At 58.6% G+C, this 23,578-nt stretch carries 21 protein-coding genes and 3 pseudogenes; 12 read left to right on the top strand and 12 right to left on the bottom strand.

Annotated features, from left to right (window positions below):
• Positions 1–814: 814 nt before the first annotated feature.
• Both H8A95_RS21420 and H8A95_RS21415 read right to left on the bottom strand, forming a co-directional pair.
• A pseudogene (locus H8A95_RS21420) lies at positions 815–1,808 on the bottom strand (IS3 family transposase); the annotation flags it as partial.
• Positions 1,809–1,902: 94 nt separating this feature from the next.
• Positions 1,903–2,004 (bottom strand): annotated as a pseudogene (locus tag H8A95_RS21415) (IS630 family transposase); the annotation flags it as partial.
• Positions 2,005–2,496: 492 nt separating this feature from the next.
• Between H8A95_RS21415 and H8A95_RS21410 the strand changes: the two are divergent.
• Together H8A95_RS21410 and H8A95_RS21405 are read left to right on the top strand one after the other, a co-directional pair.
• Positions 2,497–3,339: an isocitrate lyase/phosphoenolpyruvate mutase family protein gene (locus H8A95_RS21410; RefSeq protein ID WP_229184891.1), complete on the top strand. Its 843-nt coding sequence runs from the start codon at positions 2,497–2,499 to the stop codon at positions 3,337–3,339.
• Between the two features lie 348 nt (positions 3,340–3,687).
• The gene (locus H8A95_RS21405) at positions 3,688–4,596 is read left to right on the top strand and encodes a LysR family transcriptional regulator (RefSeq protein ID WP_229184890.1); all 909 of its coding nucleotides are present in this window, start codon (positions 3,688–3,690) and stop codon (positions 4,594–4,596) included.
• Between the two features lie 256 nt (positions 4,597–4,852).
• Here H8A95_RS21405 and H8A95_RS21400 read toward each other — a convergent pair whose 3' ends face one another.
• From H8A95_RS21400 to H8A95_RS21395, 3 genes and pseudogenes are all read right to left on the bottom strand, one after another.
• Positions 4,853–5,212, bottom strand: coding sequence for a DUF2285 domain-containing protein (locus tag H8A95_RS21400; RefSeq protein WP_229184889.1), 360 nt, complete (start codon positions 5,210–5,212; stop codon positions 4,853–4,855).
• Positions 5,213–5,510: 298 nt separating this feature from the next.
• Positions 5,511–5,639, bottom strand: a pseudogene (locus H8A95_RS44490) (transcriptional regulator domain-containing protein); the annotation flags it as partial.
• Positions 5,640–5,807: 168 nt separating this feature from the next.
• Positions 5,808–6,083, bottom strand: coding sequence for a DNA -binding domain-containing protein (locus H8A95_RS21395; RefSeq protein WP_229184888.1), 276 nt, complete (start codon positions 6,081–6,083; stop codon positions 5,808–5,810).
• 791 nt (positions 6,084–6,874) lie between these two features.
• Between H8A95_RS21395 and H8A95_RS21390 the strand changes: the two genes are divergently transcribed.
• Together H8A95_RS21390 and H8A95_RS21385 are read left to right on the top strand one after the other, a co-directional pair.
• Positions 6,875–7,099, top strand: a complete 225-nt coding sequence (locus tag H8A95_RS21390) for a helix-turn-helix domain-containing protein (RefSeq protein WP_229184887.1) — start codon at positions 6,875–6,877, stop codon at positions 7,097–7,099.
• Positions 7,100–7,220: 121 nt separating this feature from the next.
• Positions 7,221–7,538 (top strand): helix-turn-helix domain-containing protein, encoded by a 318-nt coding sequence (locus tag H8A95_RS21385; protein WP_338027905.1) that lies wholly within the window; start codon positions 7,221–7,223, stop codon positions 7,536–7,538.
• 951 nt (positions 7,539–8,489) lie between these two features.
• On the opposite strand, the gene H8A95_RS21380 is transcribed toward H8A95_RS21385, so the two are convergent.
• Together H8A95_RS21380 and H8A95_RS21375 are read right to left on the bottom strand one after the other, a co-directional pair.
• A complete protein-coding gene (locus tag H8A95_RS21380; RefSeq protein ID WP_229184886.1) occupies positions 8,490–9,833 on the bottom strand; it encodes a UDP-glucose dehydrogenase family protein in 1,344 nt (447 codons plus the stop codon).
• Positions 9,834–9,840: 7 nt separating this feature from the next.
• Entirely contained in the window at positions 9,841–10,962 is a 1,122-nt protein-coding gene (locus H8A95_RS21375; RefSeq protein ID WP_229184885.1) for an NAD-dependent epimerase/dehydratase family protein, read from the bottom strand.
• A 1,065-nt stretch (positions 10,963–12,027) separates the two neighbouring features.
• Between H8A95_RS21375 and H8A95_RS44485 the strand changes: the two genes are divergently transcribed.
• Complete coding sequence (locus H8A95_RS44485) at positions 12,028–12,192, top strand: integrase core domain-containing protein (RefSeq protein ID WP_420839435.1); 165 nt, start codon at positions 12,028–12,030, stop codon at positions 12,190–12,192.
• A gap of 297 nt (positions 12,193–12,489) precedes the next feature.
• Here H8A95_RS44485 and H8A95_RS21365 read toward each other — a convergent pair whose 3' ends face one another.
• The gene (locus H8A95_RS21365) at positions 12,490–12,777 is read right to left on the bottom strand and encodes a hypothetical protein (RefSeq protein WP_229184883.1); all 288 of its coding nucleotides are present in this window, start codon (positions 12,775–12,777) and stop codon (positions 12,490–12,492) included.
• A 541-nt stretch (positions 12,778–13,318) separates the two neighbouring features.
• On the opposite strand from H8A95_RS21365, the gene H8A95_RS21360 reads away from it, so the two are divergent.
• The 3 genes from H8A95_RS21360 (at position 13,319) to H8A95_RS21350 (ending at position 17,031) form a co-directional block, all read left to right on the top strand.
• Entirely contained in the window at positions 13,319–14,107 is a 789-nt protein-coding gene (locus H8A95_RS21360) for a hypothetical protein (RefSeq protein ID WP_229184882.1), read from the top strand.
• Positions 14,104–15,330 (top strand): class I SAM-dependent methyltransferase, encoded by a 1,227-nt coding sequence (locus tag H8A95_RS21355; protein WP_229184881.1) that lies wholly within the window; start codon positions 14,104–14,106, stop codon positions 15,328–15,330. The genes H8A95_RS21360 and H8A95_RS21355 overlap by 4 nt, the downstream gene beginning before the upstream one ends.
• 393 nt (positions 15,331–15,723) lie before the next feature.
• Complete coding sequence (locus H8A95_RS21350; RefSeq protein ID WP_229184880.1) at positions 15,724–17,031, top strand: DUF4910 domain-containing protein; 1,308 nt, start codon at positions 15,724–15,726, stop codon at positions 17,029–17,031.
• A 463-nt stretch (positions 17,032–17,494) separates the two neighbouring features.
• On the opposite strand, the gene H8A95_RS21345 is transcribed toward H8A95_RS21350, so the two are convergent.
• The 3 genes from H8A95_RS21345 to rfbF form a co-directional block, all read right to left on the bottom strand.
• The gene (locus H8A95_RS21345) at positions 17,495–18,436 is read right to left on the bottom strand and encodes an NAD-dependent epimerase/dehydratase family protein (RefSeq protein WP_229184879.1); all 942 of its coding nucleotides are present in this window, start codon (positions 18,434–18,436) and stop codon (positions 17,495–17,497) included.
• The gene (locus H8A95_RS21340; protein ID WP_229184878.1) at positions 18,418–18,969 is read right to left on the bottom strand and encodes a hypothetical protein; all 552 of its coding nucleotides are present in this window, start codon (positions 18,967–18,969) and stop codon (positions 18,418–18,420) included. Before H8A95_RS21340 ends, H8A95_RS21345 begins: the two co-directional genes overlap by 19 nt.
• A gap of 579 nt (positions 18,970–19,548) precedes the next feature.
• A complete protein-coding gene (gene rfbF, locus H8A95_RS21335; protein WP_229184877.1) occupies positions 19,549–20,328 on the bottom strand; it encodes a glucose-1-phosphate cytidylyltransferase in 780 nt (259 codons plus the stop codon).
• A gap of 771 nt (positions 20,329–21,099) precedes the next feature.
• Here rfbF and H8A95_RS21330 point away from each other — a divergent pair.
• The 4 genes from H8A95_RS21330 (at position 21,100) to H8A95_RS44480 (ending at position 23,205) form a co-directional block, all read left to right on the top strand.
• Positions 21,100–21,459: a hypothetical protein gene (locus H8A95_RS21330; RefSeq protein ID WP_229184876.1), complete on the top strand. Its 360-nt coding sequence runs from the start codon at positions 21,100–21,102 to the stop codon at positions 21,457–21,459.
• 743 nt (positions 21,460–22,202) lie between these two features.
• Positions 22,203–22,445: a hypothetical protein gene (locus tag H8A95_RS21325; protein WP_229184875.1), complete on the top strand. Its 243-nt coding sequence runs from the start codon at positions 22,203–22,205 to the stop codon at positions 22,443–22,445.
• The gene (locus H8A95_RS21320) at positions 22,442–23,023 is read left to right on the top strand and encodes a hypothetical protein (RefSeq protein WP_229184874.1); all 582 of its coding nucleotides are present in this window, start codon (positions 22,442–22,444) and stop codon (positions 23,021–23,023) included. Before H8A95_RS21325 ends, H8A95_RS21320 begins: the two co-directional genes overlap by 4 nt.
• Positions 22,954–23,205, top strand: coding sequence for an amidohydrolase family protein (locus tag H8A95_RS44480; protein ID WP_420839432.1), 252 nt, complete (start codon positions 22,954–22,956; stop codon positions 23,203–23,205). Before H8A95_RS21320 ends, H8A95_RS44480 begins: the two co-directional genes overlap by 70 nt.
• Positions 23,206–23,304: 99 nt before the next feature.
• Here H8A95_RS44480 and H8A95_RS21315 read toward each other — a convergent pair.
• A partial coding sequence (locus H8A95_RS21315) for a hypothetical protein (protein ID WP_229184873.1) occupies positions 23,305–23,578 on the bottom strand: 274 nt, incomplete at its 5' end.

Raw genomic sequence — 23,578 nt, 5'->3', positions numbered from 1 at the left:
AGCTCGATTTCGCGATGGAGTTGGGGCAGAAGCCTTCGGAGCCGAGATAATGGACCGTGGCTGCTGCGGTATAGCATCCAAGTGAAAAGCATTGCTGTGCTGACGTCGGACGGAGCCAGTCTGACCCAGCAAGACTGACAACGTCCATTTATTGGAAAAGTGCTCTCTGTTGGCATAGCCCTCTTCCCGCAGCCTCGTAGAGGCGGCCCATTCCAATCGACATCAGTCTCAAAGAGCTTCTAACTGACCTGAGCACGGCAATCGCCTCCAAGAATTGGTAGGGTAGGCGATGCCGGCCGCGCAGCTCGTTATCAAAATCGGCGCGAATTCGTAGTGAAAAAATTCGTGCCGATTTGGCAATGGTCGGACGCTCACTTCATCAGTTGGCATACCTGCGCACAGTTTGCCCAAGGAGTAGATCCCTACTTAGAATCGGAAACGCGGGCACTCCCTACCACACCTGACGGGTGCTATTTGAAACCGATGAGTTAAACGCGGACACTCGCTAAGCGCTTGCGATTCCCTGTGGGCAGCAGCTTGGCCCAGCGGCTTGCGCGTATGGCATCACACCGGCTTCCAGGCTTGCATGGATACGCAGCGTGACAAGTATTTGCTCGACGAGCCTTGGGCATCCGGTCGAGCCCCTTGGATTTGCGCCAACAACGCCCAGCGAGGAAGTTTGGACCACCCAGAACTAGAGTTTTGCGCCTCTGATCAAGCTGGCGGCTAGTTGCGCCTACGTGGTTTTGCGGCCAATCAGCGGTCGACTGCCGATCGACCCATGGGGCCGTTCTTCGTTGTGGTATCTGCGCTAACTCTCCACTTTTTGCTGGGCGTCCGCAAGGCTGAGAAACCAATGGGCATTGAGGCGTTCGGCCCGGAAGCGGCCGTTGAAGGCCTCGATGAACGCGTTATCGGCCGGCGTGCCAGCCGCAAAAAGTCTAGCGTGCCCCCGCGTTGGTAGGCCCGTAGGTCAAGGTCGCGCGACACGAACTCGCCGCCTTGATCGACGCGGATCGTCGCGGGAAGGCCACTCCGTTGCAGGCCCTTTCCAGTACCGCCACGACGTCGGCGCCGCGGAAGGTAAACCGCGGCTGCAGCGCCGGAGGAGAAGCGGGAGAAGATATCGACAATCGTCAGCACGCGAAACTTGTGTCCTGTCGCCAACTGGTCATGAACGAAGTCCATCGCTCAGGTCTCGTTTGATCGCGTGACGGGCGTGCGGTCATCGCGCAGGCCTTGACGCGGCGCTTGGGCGTTTTGTTGCGCAGTTGCAGGTCCAACGGGCGGTAGACGCGCCGCCCTGTCTTGTTCCGGCCGTGACGCCAAGCTTCACGACGCAGCAGGACGTGAACGCGGCGATAGCCGTAGCGAACGCGCGCATGACAGATCTCCCTGATCTTCTGTTCGAGGGCTGCCTGGCCGGAGCGACGAGACTTGTACTGGTAGGTCGACCTGTCAAGCTCGAGGGCCGCGCAGGCCATGCGGATCGAGACCTGCATTCGTTGCGGACTTCGTCGACCAGCTCGCGCATCCGGCCAGGCCTCATAGCTTTCGGCGGATCACGTCCCGCAGCATTCCTTGTCGAGCGACAGGTCCGGCACCAGCTTCTTCAGGTTGCTGTTCTCCTCCTCGAGCTGCTTCAACCGTCGCACCTCCGTCGGCAACAGCCATCATACTTTCTCTTACAGTTGAAGTCGGTCGCCTGGCTGATCCCGGCCTTGCGGCAGATGTCCGCCACCGCAGCCCCGTCGTTGCCCTGCTTCAGGATGAACGCCCTTTGGTATCCGAAAATTTGAGGCCTTCATCGTCCGTCGGCTCCTCCACGCCGAGGGGATTCGGCAGCGAAAACTTTAGCCAAAAATGGTCCAGCTTGCCCCCCTCAGATCACCGGCTCACGCCCGCGCTCACTCCAAACCGCTCGCCTGCCTCTCGGTGCGACGAGCCCGCCCGCACGGCGGCGAGACCCCGAACGCGAAGATCCAGCGAAGGAGCTCTCGGCATGCCCCGCCCGGCCTCCATCCCGGCAGCTGGCTCGGTAGGCGCTCTATGAAAGCGCACGATCTCCATTTTCGATAACTTCATTCAGAAATACGATATGAAGGTTGGTTCGCGCGGTTGAGAGCGATTAGTGGTTGTCCAAAGTCTGTGAACTTCGCGGGTGTTTTAGTTTGTCGCTCATTGCAGAACGGCTCAAAGTTGTCCGCTCGTTTGAAACCAGGGCCATGACAACGCGTTCGCCTGAGCTGCGCGATCAAGGCGCCGATGTGATTAGGCTCAGGCAGGGCGAACCGGATTTCGGCACGCCGGACCGTGATCGAGACCGATACCGATTTTGCTATGCATCTGCTCGACGCATTCGCTGTGGCTGTCCTACGCTTCCTATGCCTCGTCGCTCGAGGACCTCACCCGCGCCTGCAACCGCATCATCGCCGCCTGCGCCGCCCTGTCATGAGAGATCTCCCGATGCCTACTACCAAACGCCTCCGCGCTCGCATGGCCGAGACCGGCCTTGTCCACATTATGGCCGCGCATAGCCCGCTTTCTGCGATCCTCGCAGAAGAAGCCGGATTCGATGGCCTGTGGGCTTCCGGTTTCGAGCTGTCGGCGCTTTACGGCGTTCCGGACATGAGTCTGATCTCGATGACACAGCATCTCGACATGCTGCGGGCGATCGCTGGATGTACGAGGCTGCCAATCGTCGCCGACATCGATACCGGCTATGGCAATGCGATCAATGTGATCCATGCGATCGGCGAATACGAACGTGCCGGCGCCGGCGCCGTTGTCATCGAGGACAAAACTTTTCCGAAGGTCACGAGCCTTGTTACCGACGGGCGTCAGGAGCTGCTGCGGATTGAGGAGTTCCAGGGAAAGATCGAGGCCGCCGTTGCGAAAAGACAGGACCCGGACTTTCTCGTCATTGCCCGCACCGAAGCCTTGATCGCAGAACTCGGCGAAGCGGAAGCACTGCGTCGGGCGCGAGCCTATGTAGAGGCTGGCGCGGACATGATACTGATCCATTCGAAGAAAAAGGATCCTTGCGAGATCGAAAGCTTTTCGCGTGCCTGGACGGAAGCAGTGCCGCTGGTCATCGTGCCGAACGCCTACCCGGATCTTAACGCCGAGCGGGTCAAGGCGCTGCGCAACGTCCGCATGATGATCTATGGCAACTACGGCATTCGCGCTTCTGCCACTGCCATGCAGGAGACCTTCCGTCGGATCGTAGCGGACGGCGGCGTCCAACACGTACACAAGGACATTCTACCGGTCGAGGAAATCTTCAGACTTCAAAGGATGGATGAGGTCAAGGCAGCCGAAGCTCGCTTCCTTCGCTGAACCCTTCACAACCAACAAGATCTTGAAATTATATCCAGCGCTCGAGGTGCTCAGACGCCATCCTGACGCTGTTAGGAAAGTCTGAGTAGCGGCCTACTAGTGCTACTCTAGAAGTCGTGCGGCCGACGCAAGAGCAGTGATCGCGCCACGCATTAGGCGCTTAGTACCTGCGAAAAAACCGCCGACAGCAGTCGCGCGCCCGTACGAAACGCACCAAAATTGCTGATTTTGCGCGCGAAACCCGCTTGATAAGCGGTAATCCTGATGTACGCATCTAATAAAGTGATACAGCATTCATTCTAGGCAACGGCCTGCCCTGGCAGTTGGCGGAAGCTACCGGAGCGGAAGATGGCTGCCGAACACGATGAAGTGCCCCTCAATGCAATCCGGGCATTTGTAACCATTGCACGAGAGGGAAGCGTAACGCGCGCGGCTAGCGCATTGGGAACGACCCAGAGCTCGGTCAGCCGCTACCTGGCCGTGTTACAGGACTATCTCGGTACCGACCTCGTGGAACGGCGAGGTCGGCGGAGCCAGTTGACAGAGTTTGGGAGACTTTTCGCGAACACTGTCGCCGAACCGCTTGATACGATCTGCTTCACCGCCAAGAGAATGCAGCGCCGGAACCGATCGGACCCCAACCGGATTGTGGTCCGCACGTCGCTTTCTACCTTTGCTTACTCCTTTTTGATTCCGAATCTCCAAGCTTTCTCTGCTGAGATGGATGGCGTGATCGTAGACGTGATCAGTTCATTGTCTCCACCGACATCATCTGACAATTTCGACATCTTGATTACGCGAGATCTTTCCGTCATCGAGCCGGCCGACGATTGGGAAATCCACAATGAGATACTCGTATGCGTAGGGTCTCCAAATCACGTAGCGGGCAAAACGCTCTCGGTTGTTCGTTCGATGCCAATTTTGAACATCACATCCCGGCCGGATATCCTACCCACATGGCTTAGGGCGATGAATCTCACCACAAAAGATATAAAGTCGGGAGCGCGATACGATCACAATTTCCTTGCTCTGCCGGCCGCCATCACGGGAAACTGCCTGCTGGTAGCGCCTGAAATCATTGTCAGCGATCTCGTGCGCGGCGGCGCGCTGCATGCGATACCAGGATCGCGGGCTCCCAGTGGCATGCAGTATCGGGCCTACGCGGTCGATCGCAGCGGCAATCCCGAAATCGCCCGTGCCTTTTGCCGATGGGTGACTCGCCTGTGCAAGAAGGCCGCAATCCCGGAAGCCGCCTGATATCGCATCAAGCGATACCACAAATCAGGCATAGAGACACGGACACCGCAAACCCAACGTGGCTGAAGCTGATCGTTCAAGCGGCGAGACGAATGGTCCAAACCAGCCTGCTCCTTTTATTCGTCTATAGTCCTTCCGCGGTCGCGAAAACCGAACCGAAGCAATGCCGAGGATACCAAGCGCAATGATGACATCACTTAGCTTAGCTGCGAGGGGTTATTTTCCGGGACCGTGGCTGCAACTAACCGATCAAAGCTTAGGACTCATCGTACTTGTCTTTGCGCTTGTGACGGAGCAAGGCGCGATAACCGCCCCGGATAAGACGTAGCCCCATCTTGACCAGCCGAATGATCCGGCTGCGCAGATCACATGTTTTCCATCCTCGATCGGGAATGCGATGCGCGCCGAACAGGCCTTGCGCGATTTTGCGATAGCTGTTTCCTTCCAGCCATCCATCAGCGGCACGCAGAGCAAGGATGAGCCGATGGCTGGTCTGGATCGGCAGAGCATGTGGGGACGGGCCGAGGGGGCGCTGTTCGAGCGCTCGCCAAAAGCGCTGTGCCGCCTGCGAACGAATGTCGAAATCGCGGTCGAGCGGGAGATCGACGACAATCACTGAGCGTCTCGATGGCAGTTCTCTCAGCCAAAGGCGGTGCTTCGCTCCTCCGAGCGGCACGATGGCATGCCATCCATCTGGCCCCCGACGAAGCTCGCTGCCCGTTAGTTTGCCGAGATCCAGGTCGTACCGTCTGGACGACCTCAAACCGATAACTGGGTGGACGGGCAGCACGGTCGACAGCGCCTCGGGCGCCCAGAAAATGGCTTGTTTGTCGAACGCCGTTCGCGGATCCCCGGCGAAACGAAAGCCCCCACTTTCCTCGGAAGTGATCCGTCGTCGCGTCGGATCGTTCGCTGCTGGTCAGGACCTCATAATCTCTTTCATACTCGAGGTCGCGACGTAGACATTCCCAGGCAATGTCCTCCGTCTCTACCGTCTTGGCGTCAGGATATGCTTGCTTTGATCTCCAGTCAGCGGCTGCCATCGTACATTTTTCCCCGCACGTTCATGCAAGGAAATTGCAGCCCCACGATTGTGACGATTCCTGGTTGTGCTAATGCAATTGTTCAATATTGATGTGCTCCGTCGATGGAACAATCAATTTTTGCGATTAGAGCTCAATAAGAAATCACGTCCGCTTCAAGTGCATCCACTATTCACTCTTCGGCCAACCGCGTCGCAGGAGATGACGATAGCCGTGACGTGCCATCCATTTGGCGCGAGCCAAATGAGTGTCGAAAGCACGGCGCGCGCGATCCGGCTCAAGGACCGGATCGACACCGAGCACAATGCGCGCGACTTCGCGCCAATCTGCATTATCCGCCTGTGCATCGAGAAGGCGCAGGTAGGTAACGACGTGCTGCTCGTCGTATGGCGTAAGCTCGGGCGCGTCGGGCGCCAAATCTGCGATTTTAGGATCGAGCGACACTGACTGGAACTCCTACCAAATCGAAAAACTCTATAGAAATCTGAGCGACGGTAGCCCGCTTCACGGCATCTTGGTACCGGCTCGATTGTCGCAGTTTGCAAATTGTTTCCCCGCAGAAACATCGATTGGGGGCGGCTATCGGATATCTGGGGGCCTGGTCCGTCGTTTCTCTCGATTTCGCTCGCTCCGACCTTCGCCGGTGTTGATTTGACCGCAGTCCATATCGCTCGGAGCGCGATGAGCAGATTTGCTGTCCAGCAAGTGCCCGCTCGCTTGTTGCCTGCGAATAGAAATCGACGCGCGTGTGGTTCGGCCGACGCACTGCCTCCTCTCGCTGGTGATGGCTGCTCGGTTTGGTCGCCTGGCGAGAACGTTGTTCTCGATTTTGAACCCCACGCGAGAAAATTTGCCATTTGGTCGCGCCGCCGTGAAGAAAGCCGCGGTAATGGTCAGCATCCATTTTGCGGCCGCCAAATGGCTGACGAACGGCTCGCGAGCGCGCACTGGCCGAGATCTGGATCGATATGCAGCACGGTCCGAGCAACCTCTTTCCGGTCGGTGTCGGCGGCTTCCGGATCGAGAAGTCGCCAGCAGGCCACCACATGCCGCGCGCCACGGGCAACAGCACTGAACTATCCAAATGAGGATCCGCGAGAGTTCAGTGGTGGGGTCCGGATGATCTTACGCGCGCGCGGCAGAGCGACGCAGTTCCGGTTCACAACGAGCGTGAGACGTCATTTTGTCAAGTATATCAAGGTGCAGTATATCGAGCAAGCGGCATCCTTTCCCGCATGGACTTGCGGGAAACATTCGCCACCAATTTGCGCCGTCTGCGCAATGCGAGGGGATGGTCGCAGGACGAGCTTGCCTTCGAGGCAAAGATAAGCCGGGGCTATTTGAGCGAGCTTGAAACGGCCGAGCACTATGTCAGCATCAAAATCATAGGTCGCCTTGCCGACAAGCTCGACGTTGAGCCTGCTGAGTTCCTTAAACGCCCTGCCAAGAGAGGGCGTTAGCTAGACCCGTCCCAATACACAGTCTTTGTTCTCAATCCATTTCTTCTGGCTACCGTAGCCGTTGAATGCTGGTCCGGGAGGTCATTTCCGCAGGATGACCTTGCGCACGTGCAGCAGACCGATGCAGTTTCCGGTTCAAAATGTGCATGAGGCGACATTTTGTGAAGTATATCGAGGTGCAGTATTTCGGGCAATCCGCTTTCTGTCCTGCATGGATTTGCGGGAGACATTTGCCACTAATTTGCGCCGTCTGCGCAATAAGAGGAGATGGTCCCAGGACGAACTTGCCTTCGAGGCCGAGATTAGCAGGAGCTATTTGAGCAAGCTCGAAAAGGGCACGTACTACGTCAGCATCAAAATCATAGGTCGCCTTGCCGACAAGCTCGACGTTGAGCCCACTGAGTTCCTGAAGCGGCCCGTAAAGAAAGCCGAAGGGTAGGCGCATCCCAACACGCGTGTTGCTTCCATTCCATTTCTTCTCGTCTGTTCGGTAACCCTTGAATGCTGGTCTGGTGATTTCCGGCGGCCGGGAATGGGCTTCCGGCGGCCAACATGGATTCGAGAAAGGCCCAACGCAGGACCGCGTCAATGTGGTCGTTGGAATAAACGCGACGATCTCCGTGGCGACACATCGGCAAGCAAGCTTGTAGCGGCCCAACGCCTGCGACCACTGGGCCATAGCTTCACGGCATCGCGTTGGTTTGATGCAGTTCGAAGATCAAGGCGACGAGCTCGCCAGGATCAGACACCAGAGAAACAGCGTGCTATGTGGACTTGCGGGGCTCAATTTTGGCGACATGTCCGCGAGGCTTGATGCTCGCCAAACGGAGGACGCCTGGCGGACCGGGCGGGACCCTTTGCTCACTCGCCATTGCTGCCCGGCCGCATCTAGAGCTGGATACGACCTTCGCCCCCCTCATCCTCGAACAGATTCGCGCAGATCGGCGCGTTGAAGGAGTGTTGTCGAGCTCGAGCGAGAGATACCACGGCCCTTTGGATCGCCGACCAGGCTGGCCCGATCGCCGCCTACGCGCATAAATGCGATGGCTCGGCGGACGGTTGCTTGCGCGGTCGTGGCCGCAATTGTGAACCTCGGCGAGCCTTCGCAGAGGTTCACAATGTCTTTCAACGCGCCGATCACGAATACACTTCACGAGCTTGGTCCCAACGCGCCGTGCAAACCGATAGTCCAGGCATCTGAGCGGGCCCGCAGGCGTGCGTAGACACCGCGGTGTCGATCTGCTTGAATCCTGTCGGCAAAGCCGCAGGCGCGCGCCGAACCTTTCGGCGCAGAAGACGCGGGCAAGAAAGCCGCGATCGATGCCGCAAGGCTCGAGGCCGATACGGAAAGCTCCCGATATCGGCGTAGGCTCGCAGATCATGGCGCGGCTCAGTTCAGGCGGCGCCCAATGGTCAGGTAGTCGGCCGAGGCCACATCGGCCGGGCTGATCAGTCGACGCGCGTCGAACACCGTCTTGCCATCGACTGCCAACGAGGTGAGTTCGCCATAATCCTGCGTCCGAGTCGCGATGATGATGATCTCGGCCCACTCGACCTCGCGCCGCCAGTCAGACGAGAAATGAATGCGGTCCGCGGCGGTTCCGATGGCCAGCTTGAAGTTCTCCGTCGCGAGGGGATCGTAACATCTGACATCCGCCTCGGCCCGCAGAAGATCGCGAACGATCTTGATTGAGGCCGATTCGCGGACGTCGTCGGTGTTCGGCTTGAAGGAGAGGCCGAGAACCAGGGTTCGTCGGCCGGCTAACGCTCCGAGCTTCCGCTCGAGGGTAGCGACGATCTGGCCCGGCTGCGCAGCATTCACATCGAGAACGGCATTCAGCATGTTCATCGGGAGGCCAAGGCTTTCGCCTTGCGTGCGTAGCGCCTGTACGTCCTTTGGAAAGCACGACCCGCCGAACCCGCAGCCCGGAACAAGATAAGTCAGGATCTGTGGAGCGAGGCGGCCCAAGGGAGTGATCGGCGACCACCGTTTGTCGAGAGAGACGCCGCGCATGACGTCAAGGGCGTCGACGCTTCCGACCGCGGTGCAGAGATTTGCCACCTCGTTCACGATGGAGATCTGAGTGGCCAGAATCGCGTTGTTGGCGTATTTGATCATTTCGGCCGTGCGGGTGTTCACCCGTAGTTTGTCGCAGTTCCACGGAGCATAGAGCTCCTCGAGCCGCACCAGCGTCCTCTCATCCTCGTGACCGAGCACGACGCGATCGGGCTCCATGAAATCCTCGATCGCCTCTCCTTCGCGAAGAAACTCCGGGTTCATGCCCAAGCCGAACGCCCTAAGCCTCTTCCCGGACGAGTGTTCGAGCTCTTCCCGCACTATCGTGTCCGTCGTCCCCGGAATGACGGTGCTTTTCACGACGACCGACAGGTGATGAGGCGTGGTCGCGAGATACGCGCCAATCTGCCGAGCGCACTGCCGGACGGCGCTGAGGTCGATCGCGCCGTTCTCGGACGGCGTGCCTACAGCGATCAAGGCGATTTCCGCCGTCTTGAGCGAGGCGTGAAGGTCGGTGGTGGCCCTAAAGCGAGCCGATGCAAGGACTGACTTGAGCAGCTCGGAGAGGCCATGCTCATGGATATGCGGAATGCCAACGTTAAGCTGAGCGATGACGTCCTTCCGCAGATCGACGCACGTCACGTCGTGTCCCTTCGCCGCGAGGCACACGCCCGACACGAGGCCCACATAGCCGGATCCGACAACCGTGATGCGCATCACGCCCTCAACTCGTCGACAGGAACGACAAATAGCGGCGCACGCCCTCATTTACGAGGACCTTGGGAGCGTAGCCGACAATGTCCCGTGCCTTCTTGATCGAGGGGCGGCGCCGGTTCGGATTATCGACAAGATACTCTGCGTCGGAACTCTTCTCGAAGACGACGGCGCCGCGGCGTCCGAAAAGCTCCAGCGAGGCCTGCTGATAAATCTCGGCCAGATTACGGACGGAGATCTCCGGCTCGTCGATCCCGATGTTAAAATAATCGTACTTCCCGTGCAGGAGGCAGAGGAGATAGCCTGCGATCGCGTCGGAGATGTAGCAAAAAGTGCGGGTCGGGCTGCCGTCCGAAAGAATGGCAATGTCGCGTCGATTGATCACGCATCGTGCGAAATCGGCCGGCAGCCGGCGATCGTCGATGCGCATGCCGGGCCCGTAATTGTTGAAAGGACGGGCGACGGTGATGGGCATGCCATACGCCTTGGAGAAGACGTAGCACATCGTCTCGCCGAAACGCTTCGATTCGTCGTAGCAGGCCCGCGGGCCCACGCACGCGACATTGCCGCGGTACTCCTCGTCGGTCGGGATCGCCGTCTCCGCGGGATCGCCATAGATTTCGCTGCTCGAAAAGAACAACAGGCCCTTGAGCCGATCCGACCCCCGATAGGCTTCGAGCAGCCGCCGCAGTCCCCAGATGTTGGCGTCGATGGTCTCGACCGGATACTGCCGATAGAACGTCGGCGAAGCGATCGAGGCCATATGGATGACGTAGTCCGCCGCGTCAGCACCGTCGACCGCTCGAAGGTCATCTGTGGCGACGTTGAACGTATGCATCTTGAACAGGTCCGGAAACTCCGCACCCAGATCGGTCAGCCACCGCGGTTGATGCAACTGCAAGGTGTCGAGCGCGATAATCCGCTTCAGGTCGAGTTCGGCCGCTTTTCGCGTGAAGTACCGGAGGAAGTAATAACCGAGGAAGCCGGCGCAGCCTGTGAGCAGGACCGTTGCCCCCGCGAAGCGTCCTCGCGGCAGGGCCGCATGGATATGCTCAATATCTTCTTTGACGATAGGACTGACTGTCACGAAGCGCTCCGAACGAGAGTTTGAGCCTTGTCGGCGTGTACCCAAGAGGCTCAGCCGGGTACCAGCTCTTCGAACTATGCATCCATGCAAGCCCGGAAGGTGCGGCGCCATACACGAAAACCCGAGCGCCCGGCGCGGTCGGTCAAAGGCCCCTTCTCCAGCACGCAGTCGGCTCGATTGAAAAGGCGGTGCACGAAGGACCGATGGAAGAAACAAGTACTCACCGTTGACACAACTGGCGCCTTGCCTGGGCCTTTTGGAGGCTTTCGGATTTCACTCCCCGTCGGTCCACAAAATGTCCCTTGTGGTTGCTACTGATGACTGAGGTTGGCAGGCCGCTCAAAAAACGGATATCTCAAACCTCGAGAAAGACGGATGATCGGCCACGTCCCTCCGAGAGCGAATTGAGCTTGTAACTTTCGGTGACTGGATGGTCACTGAGATGATAGATCGAAGGCTGCGGCAATCCGCAGAGTGGCAACATAGGAGCTGTCGCGCAGCTCGATGTTACTGCAAATTCATGAGCGAAAACCCGTGTTTCACTGAATATCTTGGTGGAGCGTGATGGTCGCATGGCGATGGCTTTCGAAGGACTATATTGCAGTGTGATGAGAAGTTACCGCTCTCGGTCACCAGATGTGCGCTTCCGCGCGTGGCCGGTTCAGTCGCACCTCAACGGCTCCAGCATCTCGGCGAGCTTAGCGAGGACAGATAGCGATTGGTGCTGCATGCCGATTCCTTTTGCGTTTTACCGGCAGACGTTCATTGTCGACAGTAACATGCTTTCGTCATCTCGACCAATTACCGGCTCTTGTAGTTGAACCGGGGCGCAACACTTTACATGCCCGACAGAGAAGTGAAGCAACGTCGCGGCCATGACAATCAGAGAGGACTTCAGCGAACTGACTGCCCAGGCATGTCGTAGATTCCTTCAGAATAAAATCGGTCTTCGCGTCGCGGGAGCCGCGGCTCACCTTCCCCCACGCCGACGTCCTGGAGGTTCTGGACAGGGCTTGCAAGGAACTGGGCTTCCCCGCCGGGATCCGCGTCAATCAAGGTAGCGGGTTCGTGCCGCGCGATCTTGACCTGCGGGCCTACCAGCGCGGCGTCATGCTGGACTTCTCGCAGCCTGGCAAGCGGACCGACAATGCGTTCGCCGGGACCTTCAACGGTCGCTTCCGGGCCGAGTGCCTCGACACCCATCGGTTCTCAGCCTTGAGGGCGTGTTCAGTCCCATGTGATTGGCGACAGCCTGGACTGGAACTAGGTAGCTGAAACGAATGCGCTTATCGTCGCGGGTCGACTTGGCAACGAAGGCGTCCCGATCGGCGGGTCGATAAAAGCGCGCCGAACGCTGCCACGTTCTTTGTGACCATTGCTTTTGCTTCCGGCGATGCGCCGGTCGAAGCGTTCGACGAGGCCCTGGCTCTGCGGTGGCAGCGCGTTGTGAGGCGATGTGCGATGCCACATTGCTTGAAGAGATAGTCAAGGGGATAGGCATCGGAAGGTGCGCCGGCGGCTTGTTCTTCTTTTCGATGGCGAGGAGTTCGGTAAACCCGTCGCCGTTGTCGGTCAGGATGGCGTGAACGCCGCGCTGGAAGCCGCCGGGGAAGCGCTTGAGGGAGCCGGCTGCAATGCGCCCTCCCGTCCGGCATGGATCTCGACGAAGACGTGGCGGGCACGATCGATGGCGACGAAGACATAGTTCGTGCTGCGCTGCAGGACCGGCAGATACTGCACGTCGATATGGATGAAACCGACGCTGCCGGTTATCGAAGGCGCCGGCCTTCGGCTTGTCAGCGCTTGGTAGACCGCTAATGCCATTGAGTTGTTGCAGTCGACGGCCGACAGGGTCGTCACCCGGGTCTTCGGCAGGTGCGAGCGCTTCGATTGTCGTGCGCGGCGCCACCGATCAATCGTAGTCTCCTCGCTCCACCAACTCGGCAGGCAATCGGGCGTGACTTCTTGCCGCGCTGGATGTAGGCGCGCGCCTTCGGTGTGTCGTGGTGGCGTTCGCAGTGCGGGTTCGGTTCCATGAGACGAAGTGCTTCCTGACAACGGGAGCGCCTCGTTCCACACCGTTTCGCCCAACCAATCCGCAAGGATTAGATGGGAGACGGACGGGAAAAAGCGAAGGATTGATGCGGACGCTACAAGGAGAGCGGCCCCATGGGACGATCGGAAATCGGGTCGCTGATTTTGCTGCAAAACCACGTCGCGGCAGCCAGTCCACGCGCGTGATCACGGGTGCAAACTCTGGTTCTGGGGTGTTCACACTCCGTCTCGCTGAACACCATGACCGACGCTACCAATTTTCGGAGGAGATTGCGGAGCTCAGGCCAGCTAGAAGCAACTGAGGCTCATTGGAATGGGTCTCGTCTGCGAGGTTAAGATGGGACCGATGGCAAGAGCCGACCACTTCGCCAAGGGAGGGCCCGCCTTGCTGAACTGGACTTTGCCGGCACTGTTCGCCGTAATCGCAATCCGTTTCGCGTGGCTGCAATACGACGGCAGTTATGGTCTCAATCTCGCCGACGAAGGTTTATATCTTAACGTCATCGCGAACTCCTTCCCCTACGCAGTCAATATTCCGCCGTTCCTTTTCGGCTTCCTCTCTCACTGGCCATATCAGTGGGCAGGCAACGACATCGCCGTGCTTCGCGCGGCGAACGTCACACCCACCATGGCGCTGGGTTGGATTTGCAGTCTCCTTGTGATCCGACGTCTCTGGATGGCAGGCTGGCCGCATCCAGCGGGGCTAACGGCAGGGCTTTCCAGCCCTGCGTTATGCAACCTTGGTAATTGGGTGCTCATCCCGCGGCTGCTGCGCACTCAGCTTTCCATCGCTCTCGATGGTGATGACCGATTTGCTGCTAGCCGGGCGGCTGCGTCGCATCCGCCCGCTCTTGGAGTGGATCCTGTTGGAGTGGATCCTGATCGGCATTGGCGGCTGGTACCTTCATGGCCAAACCGGCGAACACCGCGGCCATCGCAGTCGTCGTTTATGTTCCATGCCGTCGCTAGCGCGGAAAGTCGGTGCTGCGCCACGTTCCCTTCGCCGCCCGATGAGGCACTATTCGCATCGATGATACGATGGCTGACTTTGCATGGCCCTTCCCCAACGGACTTGTCCGCCCGCTGCTCGAAGCATCCGCTTCTTGATGTGGACTTCTACGGACTAGACCTATGAAGTGCCGCAATTGCCAGACGCAATTACAACACGTGGTTCTTGACCTGGGACACGCGCCGCCATCGAACGCCTATCTTTCAAAAGCGCAGCTCCACGCGCCCGAGACGACCTTTCCGCTGAAAATTCTTGTCTGTCACGTATGCTGGCTGGTACAGACCGAAGATCACACAGCCGCCGACGAATTGTTCTCCAGCGAGTATGCATACTTCTCCTCGACGTCGCAGAGCTGGCTGAAACATGCTCGCGCCTATTGCGAAAAGATCGCCGAGATGCTGCATCTGACCCGAGACAGTTTTGTCGTCGAGGTCGCCTCCAATGACGGATATCTGCTCAAGAATTTTGTAGCGATGGGCGTACCATGCCTGGGTATCGAGCCGACTGCCAGCACGGCCGATGCCGCCGAGCGGATTGGCGTGCCGGTGCTCCGTGAATTCTTTGGCGCAGTTTCCGCTACCAGGCTGGCAGCAGGCGGGCAGCAGGCAGATCTGATCTGCGGCAACAACGTCTACGCCCATGTACCTGATATCAATGACTTCACATTGGGCCTGCGTATTCTACTCAAACCGAGAGGTACGGTGAACCTGGAGTTCCCACATCTGAAGAACATGATCGCGCACAACCAGTTCGACACCGCCTATCATGAGCACTTCTCGTATCTGTCGCTCACGGCGGTTATCCGCATCTTCGAGAAAGCGGGCCTGCGGGTCTTCGACGTTGAGGAGCTCCCGACGCATGGCGGTTCCTTGCGCATCTATGGCTGCAACAAGCATGATCCGCGCAAAACAACGGCAGTGGTCACGGCCGTGCTGGCAGAAGAGCAACGGCTCGGGTTGCAAGACCTCGGTTTTTACCTGGCATTCCAGCAAAAGGCGGACAGGGTAAAGAACGATTTCCTGGCTTTCCTGATCGAGCAGAAGCATGCCGGCAGGTCGGTAGCCGCGTATGGCGCGGCTGCCAAAGGCAATACATTGATGAACTATGCCGGTTTGAAGCGCGACTTAATCAGTTTTATCTGCGATGCGGCAGCGTCGAAACAGAACAAGTTCATGCCCGGCAGCCACATTCCGATCCTTTCCCCAGCAGAGCTTGAGACGCGAAAGCCGGATTGGGTGGTGATCCTGCCCTGGAACATTGCTGCGGAGGTGATCCAGCAGCATGAGCAGATCAAGAGGTGGGGCGGCAAGTTTGTGATCGCGGTTCCCGAACTGAAGGTTTTGACATGAAGGTCCTGCTGACCGGCGCGGCCGGTATCATCAGGCAGCATGTGGTCGCCTGCTTTTATGTGATGGCCAGACCGCTATTGCCGTTGCACGAAATGCCGATCGCGCTTCAAAAATGTCCTCGCATCCAAAAGTCAACTTCGGCGCCCGTGACTTGGCCGCGGACTCAACCCAGTGCTCGAGGGCGGACGTGATGCTCTTGTAAACCCTCTCACCTCGCACGGTTATCGAATTTCTCCCGGGAATACATCGAATGTATCGAATGGTTTCGCTTCGGCGATCCAATGTTTTCCATGAGACGGCGTGAGCCGGTGACCATGTTTTCGACCAAAGATGCGGCCTCACCATCGCTCGCAGATCGCGAGCTGTAGCGCCCTCGGCAGAAACGAGATGCCAATGAAACCTGACGTAAAAGAAACTGAGAGGAAGCCTGCGATTGACCTGTATCAACTGGTCTGCGAGCTGTTTCCGATCAACCGTAGCCAAACCGGCTCAGGAGTTCGCAAGACGCTGAGCCTCATCGCTCGCCACATTGATCTCGAGATCAATGAAGTCGCAACGGGAACTCCTGTTTTCGACTGGCACGTTCCAATGGAATGGAATATTCGGCGCGGGTCGATCTCCACGGTAGGCGGAAAATGCTTGGTCGACTTCGCCAGCAACAATCTTCACGTTCTAGGATATAGCAGGCCGGTGCAGGGAGTGTTCACGCGTGCCGAACTCGCACGGCACGTCCACACTCTGCCTGATCAGCCGGATCTTATTCCATACAGGACCGGCTATTACGCCGACGATTGGGGCTTTTGCCTGCCTCACAATCTTTGGCAGACCATGAATGATGACACCTATCATGTTGAGATCGACAGCGATATCTCGCCTGGTTCACTGACGTTTGGTGAGTGTTTCGTTCCCGGCGAGACGCCGGACGAAGTTTTGCTCAGCAGCCATGTCTGTCATCCGAGCCTCGCAAATGACAATCTTTCGGGAATCGCCGTCATGACAGCTATGGCCATGCGGCAGGCGCGCCAAAAACGACGGCTAGGGTATCGATTTCTCTTCCTTCCAGCGACGATCGGGGCCATCACCTGGCTCGCCCGCAACGAGCCAGGATTGGCTAACATCAAGCATGGCCTCGTGCTGACGTGTTTGGGTGATAGCGGGCAATTTCACTATAAGCAGAGCCGCAAGGGGGCCACCATCGATCGGGCCGTGACACACGTCCTCAGGCATTCCAGCCTCCGCCATGAAATACTGCCGTTCGCCCCCTACGGATATGACGAGCGGCAGTTTTGTTCGCCTGCTTTCGATCTGCCGGTAGGCTGCCTTATGCGCGGTGTACATGGTGCTTTCCCCGAATACCATACCTCGGCAGACAATCTGGATTTCGTGAAGCCGGAGGCCCTCGATCAATCTTACTCGGTAGTAGAGACGGTCCTGGATCTACTTGATGCGGACTGCACGTATGAGCGCCTCGACGGTCGATGCGAGCCCCAGCTTGGAACACGCGGTCTCTACAGAGCGATCGCCGGACAACGCGAGGCGGGCGGCGCCACGCAGATGGACCTGTTATGGTTGCTCAACCTCGCGGATGGCGATCATAGCCTGTTGGAGATGGCGGTGCGGGCCGACGTGCCCTTTGCTCGGCTTGAATCCGCCGCTCGGATCGCACTGGACGCAGGGCTCATCCACATACGTCCCGAATGATCGAAGCGGATCGAATCAACCACCATCATGCCGCGCGTTCATCTTGCGATTGATCGCTCGATGGCGTCGGGGATGTCAAGTGTTCCAGCCAACCACGTGGTGCCCTCTCGGAGTTTTTTCCGCGTTGATTGCGACGTAAACATTCTTTGTCGACCTGGCCGACAGCCTGTCCATGCTTTGCCTGTGCAGATTCTCGGCAATAGCTGATTGAGCAATGCTCGAACCCGATATCGAAGCTTATCCGGACCCGGCGGCGCTCTAATCAAGTACTGTTCGAGCTGTCGCGATTTCGGGATCTGAATCGGCATTTTGCGAGGTCTTCTCTCGTGATGTTTCACTTTGAAAACGCGCGCCGCGCAGCGACACGCAAGCCGCAGCACGCGATCATTGTCGGGACGAGGCCGAGGGGAGCTGCGCGTTCGTGGTAATCGAGCACGGGTGATGCCCCGGCCCCGCAATCCGCTCATGCCCCGGCTCGGGATCGATACCATTCCACTGTACGGCGAAGGCCCTCCTGTAGCGTTGTCGACGGGTTCCAGCCGATCAATTTGCAGGAGGCGGCAACATCGGCTTTCAGTACCCGCTCGAGGGGTCGATCAGGAACTGCCCCGAAAAGCGGTTCGGGCGCCTCGGGAATCAATTCTCTTAGCCGCCGTACGATCTCCCGGATCGTGCACACCTTGCCCCATCCGACATCTATCGTGCGGCCCCTGACGCCAGATGTGTGGGCGCATACCATAAGGCCATCGACCACATCATCGACGTAAATCCAATCAACTGGCCGAACGCTGCTGCTCAGTTTGGCGCGCTCGCCGCGCAAAAAGGTAGTGATAACGTAGGGGACGAGCTTTGTGAGGTCCGCTTGCGCCGGGCCGTAAACCATGGCGATCTTTGCGATGACGACCTCGGTCTGGTACAGCGCCTCGAACATCCGGGCAAACGCGGACGTCGCCCCTTTCGCTGCGGCATAGGGCGAGCAGGGTATAGGATTCGGGCTATCAGGCTCTTCAACCGAGCCGGCGAGCACGATCCGGCCGGCGCCGCTTTCACACGTCACCATGAGCAGATTGAATGCGGTGAGAAAGTTGTTCTGCAGGATCGGCAGCACCATTTCGAAGCTGCCCGTACTCGTCGCCAGACCAGCGAGGTGATATGTCGTGTCAGGCTGGACAGTCCGGATCAGTTCTCGCGTTGCTTGCAGGTCGATCAGATCGACGTTCCACCAACGGATAGCGGTGGCGCGTCGGGCGTAGCCCTCGTCTCCACCGATCGATCGCCACCAGGCCGGTACGTCGGCGGGTGGCTGGCGCGAGACCGCGTGCAATTCGACGCCCGAGGCCGCGAGCCTTTTGCAAAGCTGCGATCCAATGAAGCCTCGTGCGCCGGTCACCAATACCTTTTCCATAGCCGCATCCTAATGACAGAAATTACCATGGCCATCGGGTCGAATGCTGAACACGGCGAATTGCCGTGGACGTCCCGGCGGGCCGATCGCCGAAAGTCAAAGAACTCGGCACGAAGCTCGGACAGCTCCTGGAGATCGGCCTCGACCTGCATCACGGCGTCGCCGCACCCATGCATATACTCGACGGGACTCGAGCGCTGAAACCCGACATTCTTGCTGAGGCGAATAGCCCTGACGCGGGAATCCTTACCCGTCAGCTGCGAGGGCTTTCTCCGGGTCAGATCACTTGAATGATCAGCACTGAACATGCCCGTCAGATGATCGGTAATCCATGCTACCAGGTGCGCGTGGGCTAGGGCTGGACCGAAATTCCAGAGATCAGCGAAGGCCATACCATCGGTGAATTGACGCTGAGCCAGTGCAAGATAGCCCGAACGGGTTTCGCGGACATGTTGCCACGGGCGAACAGCGGTCGGCGAGCGGATCTTCATCACCTCCTCCGTTGCGACGGCGCGCAGGATATCGGGGGTCAAGCGACCCTGGGCTCCATCACCACCGCCGATCCATTACCAGCACGGGGCCGTGGCCAGCGCCACCGCGTGGCCCACATGGCTGTCAGACTGAAAAAACCACGGAAGGCGGAGGACACAAGTTCGGCGCAGGCCTTACTGTTCCCACACGGGTCGCCTCCGCCGAACCGACAGCTCTCACGATAGCCCCATATCCATTCACGGTTCTCGCAGCACGTGTCGGAGTTGAACACGGGGCGGACCGAGTGCACCCGCCGAACGGTCGGCGAGATTGCGCCGTTCCCATGACATTGCTGCAATAGTTTCGAATGGATCGGCATCGGAATAGCGTAGCAATGGTTGGGAGACCGCGTGGATGACGAGATCGGGCGCGGCGCCACGAAGCGTGCTTTACCAAATGATCGGCCTTGTTCATCTCGCCCAGCATCGACTCCATGCCAGCCCTGACGCGGGCGATTTCAGATGGCTTGGCGCGCGGGCCGGAGGAGCCAGCGCGCAGCCGGTCATCCGCACCAAGATGTTGCAGCCAAACCGCGAGCCGCGCGCACTTGAAGTTTGTCGCGCTTGCCCGCCCAGAATGGATCATTTTTCCCATACCTTCCACGGCGCCTTGCCCTCGATCCAGAGCGCTTCAAGGAATGTCTTGTCGCGCAGCGTATCCATCGGCTGCCAGAAGCCGTGGTGCTGGTAGGCCGAAAGCTGTTGCTGCTCGGCCAACGCCATGAGCGGCTCGCGCTCCCAAACGGTGGAGTCATCCACCAGCAGGTCAATGACTTTCGGGGAGAGCACGAAAAAGCCACCATTGATCATTTTCCCATCGCCACGAGGTTTTTCCTTGAAGCTGGCGACACGGTGGTCACTACAAATTTCGAGGGCGCCAAAACGGCTAGGCGGATAGGTGGCGGTTAGAGTGGCGAGCGTACCCTGGCAACGGTGGAAGGCGATCAACGCGGTTATGTCGATGTCTCCTACACCATCGCCATAGGTCAAGCAGAAGGCGTCCTCATCGGTCAGGTAATTTGCAACTCGCTTGAGCCGACCACCGGTCATCGTCTTCTCGCCCGTATCGACGAGCGTCACCTTCCAGGGTTCGGCATGATGCTGGTGGACCTCCATGCGGTTATTTGTCATGTCGACGGTGACATCGGCCACGTGCAGGAAGTAGTTGGCGATGTATTCCTTGATCAGATAGCCCTTATAGCCACAGCAGATCACGAAATCGTTGATGCCATAGTGCGAGTATATTTTGAGGATGTGCCACAGAATCGGCTTGCCGCCGATCTCGATCATGGGCTTGGGCCGAAGGTGGGTTTCCTCGGAGATTCGGGATCCAAGGCCGCCCGCGAGGATCACAGCTTTCACTGGCGGCTCCATTTCTGGCTGTCCGCCCATTGTCGCCTGGCTTCACGACAGGATTGCCCCGCCCTGGCGGCGCGGCGTATCGGCTCCAACAAACGCTGCTTCCTGTAGGCGTCCGGGTCATTCCCGTCATTGGCGCGGGTTTTTAACCTAAATTTAGCGGCAAGGTCCGCCCCCTCGGCTGAGGCCATGACACTGGCTTGGTCAAGACGATGCAAGCCCTCCGGACGGCACTGCCAGACAGGACCAGCAAAAGTCTGATCCGGCAAGATCGACCTCCCCTTCGCAAAGTGGTTGTCTGTTGGCATAGGCCGCTTCCTGCCAACCTGATATAGAGGCCCATCCCAATAGATTAGCCTCGACGAACTTCTAACTGACCCGAGCACCGCAATCCCCTCCCAAAATTGGTAGAATCGATCACCTCGGTGAGAAGAGCTGCCGCTTGTGGATCAGTCGGCGCTAGTGTGCTCATCAGCAGATGTAAATGAGCTGCAAAGATTCTAGCGGCTACCACGCGACATGCGAGCGATCACGACGCGGTGAAACACAACATTCCTTGGGGTCACGAGTGACAAGATAGCTGTCAGAGCAGTCGTCATGAGAAACAGCCCGATAAGTCGGATCCTGATCATCGAGCGTGCAGTGGACATCACGACCCTGATAAGCTCAACGAGATACCGCGCTAGCCGGCAAGGTGACGAGGCGAACACACTTCGCTCAGTTTCGAGCAGGATGGGACGATAGCGACCCTGCCGCCACAAACACGATGCTCACATGCGTGTTGCCGGCAGCGGCGGCAAAATGTTGAAGATGGCACTGACGTTCCGGAGCGGCTTGCTGCCAAGTGATGCGATGTATATTAAGAGCTTGCGGTGGGAGGATCAGCGGCAGAAGGGGCTCGGCTCAGCCAACTGGCTCTGCGCACCGGGTCTGTTCGTGGATTCGACAAGCTTATCGACTGCCCCAGATCGGCCCGGCGGAATCGAGGCTTGCTTGCGACTAATCGAACCCAATTGCAAATCAATCTGGCAGCCTTTGGGCGTTATCCAGCGGTTCCGGCGAATGCCCGCAGCAAAGCTTCGAGCCGGCCCCAATCAACGGCATCGCGTCAATGGCATTGAATATGATCAGTAGAGCAAATCTCATCTAAAATCCCGTGCCGGCGATTGCGAGACCGCCACCACCGTGCGGATCTTCACAGTGTCCGGCAATCAACGTGCCACCAAAGCTGAGCGAGCCGCATTTGAAGAGAGGCCAAATATGCGCTTCGGCCACGAAGTCAGAATACTCGCGCCTGGTGTCCCACTTACGCGCACCAAAGCGTCTTCAATCCGACACGGCTGAGCACGACAACCGGGAGTATTGAGCAATGGCGGCTGTCTCTAGATCCAACTTGAGCATTCATTCAAGGATGGTGTTCGCAATGGCGCGCCGAGGGTGAAGCCGCTCTCCCCAGTAGCCTTGACGGGCTGATCCGACGTTTCCCCTAGTCGTCTTGGAAGGCCAATCTTCCGCAAGCGGCGAGATGCGATGGTGATCATCGCGACTGACCTCCTTTGATCGCTGCACAAATCGCCCTGTCGCGCGAGGCATGAGTGCAAGCGCGAACCCGGATCGGAGTCTAAGTGCAGGGCCGTGTCAGGTGAGCGGCGAGGACGATAGCGGATCATATTCCGATCTCCGCGTACGATCGAGCACGTTTTCAAGCTCACCAAATTCTAAAGCCTGAACGAGGAAGGGCCTGCACAAAACTCGCGCGTCACATTCGTCCGAAACGTACGAAAGATTTAAGCTGATTCTGCCGGCCCATTGTCCCGGGCTCTGGTTCGCGCTAAGGGGAAACAAGCTAAGGATGGAAGTCCTGCGCTAATTATCAAATGAGCATCTACAGCGAGCCCCGCACTGCAATGGCGCGCGAGCATTCTACCCTGAAACGCGGCCCTAGCGACGAGATCTTGGAGAGCAAGCGCCATCATCTCGACGCGCAACGCGACGTTGTCTGCCGCGCGATTGAGCAGAAGCTGACGAGTGTCAACACGGCCGTCGACGAGCTTCGGTTTCGTGTGTACTACGGCCTGGCTGGCGCTTTGCTTATTGTGGTCTGCGGGAACGTACCATGAGGATCGACTGCGAAGTTCACGCCTTCTGCCAGGAGGCCCGGGAGGCGGCGCCCGTCATCGACGGATCCCTCGAACGGCTGGAAAGCGCAGCACGCGGCTCCTCAATCACGGGGCTCGTACTGATCCAACCTACTTTCTTGCACTGCGACCCGACGGAGCTCTTCGCCGAGGCGAACCAAGCCCAAACGCCGGTGCGGCTGATTCCGCCTCTCGTGCAACCTTTGGCGCCTGGGATTTTGAAGGAGTGGGGCCGATCAGGCGCCGTGGGTTTGGCGGTAACGCTTGATGATCCTGATTCGCTAGCTGACTCTCTCGAGGCTGCCCTTCAGCTGGGGTTTCACTTGGAAGTGTCCGGCGGGCTTGAAGGACGAGAGCACCTCGCAGAGCTGCTCCTTGCCGACGGCCATCGCCTCGTGTTCCGAGGCTTTGGACTTGCAGATAGCACGCGCGATCCCGCATGGGATCCGCGATTAGAGCGCCTCCTTGCACTCGCTAAAGGCGCCGAGGTGTGGGTGAAGCTGTCGGGGGTCGACGCGTCCCAGATCGTTGGGCCAAGGCAGCGGCGGATCGGCTGTTGAAGAAGCTCGGACCGGCACAGTTGCTCTGGGGCTCGGAGTGGCCGAACGTCACGACCGCCCACGCCTATGCGCCATCGTATGCGGAGACGTTGGCCTGGCTTGGGGAGCTCGTCCCAGACGATGACACGAGAGGACGGATCCTTAGCGAGACTCCGGCTGCCTTATACGGCTTCCGCAACTAAGCCCTGTTTGCCTGAGGAAAAACGAAATACGTTTCTGCACGGCGAGACAGAAAACACGCATTGCCGCCAGCACGCCTCTGGAAACAACGGCGCCAGTTGTCAGATTTCTGACATCGCCGTTTTCAAATCGGACGTGGCTCTTATCTCGCAGCACCGAACGCGCTTCGCGACTGATTTCGCTTGAGGCGCGCGCCACACTTCTATTCGGACTTCGCGCAGGAAGAGTTTGGAGTGCCGCGAGCAGCGAGCGCGTGCATCGCCTTGCGTGCAATGGAGAACGGATCGTCGTAGGTGATCCTGCTGTGCGAGCGCGAGATCGCGCGCAAAGATCATCGGCGCATCGAGATGGCGCTGAAACTCGCACACTTCCCGG

The sequence above is a fragment of the Bradyrhizobium oropedii genome (assembly GCF_020889685.1).
Taxonomy (GTDB): domain Bacteria; phylum Pseudomonadota; class Alphaproteobacteria; order Rhizobiales; family Xanthobacteraceae; genus Bradyrhizobium; species Bradyrhizobium oropedii.
This window is presented reverse-complemented; position numbering and strand designations above follow the sequence as displayed.

Coding starts and splice junctions, on each gene's coding strand:
- H8A95_RS21390 (WP_229184887.1), top strand. CDS start 6,875: ATGGACTTGCGGGAAACATTCGCCACCAATTTGCGCCGTCTGCGCAAT.
- H8A95_RS21380 (WP_229184886.1), bottom strand. CDS start 9,833: ATGCGCATCACGGTTGTCGGATCCGGCTATGTGGGCCTCGTGTCGGGC.
- H8A95_RS21325 (WP_229184875.1), top strand. CDS start 22,203: ATGAGCATCTACAGCGAGCCCCGCACTGCAATGGCGCGCGAGCATTCT.
- H8A95_RS21360 (WP_229184882.1), top strand. CDS start 13,319: ATGGCAAGAGCCGACCACTTCGCCAAGGGAGGGCCCGCCTTGCTGAAC.
- H8A95_RS21345 (WP_229184879.1), bottom strand. CDS start 18,436: ATGGAAAAGGTATTGGTGACCGGCGCACGAGGCTTCATTGGATCGCAG.
- H8A95_RS21320 (WP_229184874.1), top strand. CDS start 22,442: ATGAGGATCGACTGCGAAGTTCACGCCTTCTGCCAGGAGGCCCGGGAG.
- H8A95_RS21385 (WP_338027905.1), top strand. CDS start 7,221: ATGCAGTTTCCGGTTCAAAATGTGCATGAGGCGACATTTTGTGAAGTA.
- H8A95_RS21405 (WP_229184890.1), top strand. CDS start 3,688: ATGGCTGCCGAACACGATGAAGTGCCCCTCAATGCAATCCGGGCATTT.
- H8A95_RS21350 (WP_229184880.1), top strand. CDS start 15,724: ATGAAACCTGACGTAAAAGAAACTGAGAGGAAGCCTGCGATTGACCTG.
- H8A95_RS21330 (WP_229184876.1), top strand. CDS start 21,100: ATGCGTGTTGCCGGCAGCGGCGGCAAAATGTTGAAGATGGCACTGACG.
- H8A95_RS21410 (WP_229184891.1), top strand. CDS start 2,497: ATGGCCGAGACCGGCCTTGTCCACATTATGGCCGCGCATAGCCCGCTT.
- H8A95_RS44485 (WP_420839435.1), top strand. CDS start 12,028: ATGCTGGACTTCTCGCAGCCTGGCAAGCGGACCGACAATGCGTTCGCC.
- H8A95_RS21355 (WP_229184881.1), top strand. CDS start 14,104: ATGAAGTGCCGCAATTGCCAGACGCAATTACAACACGTGGTTCTTGAC.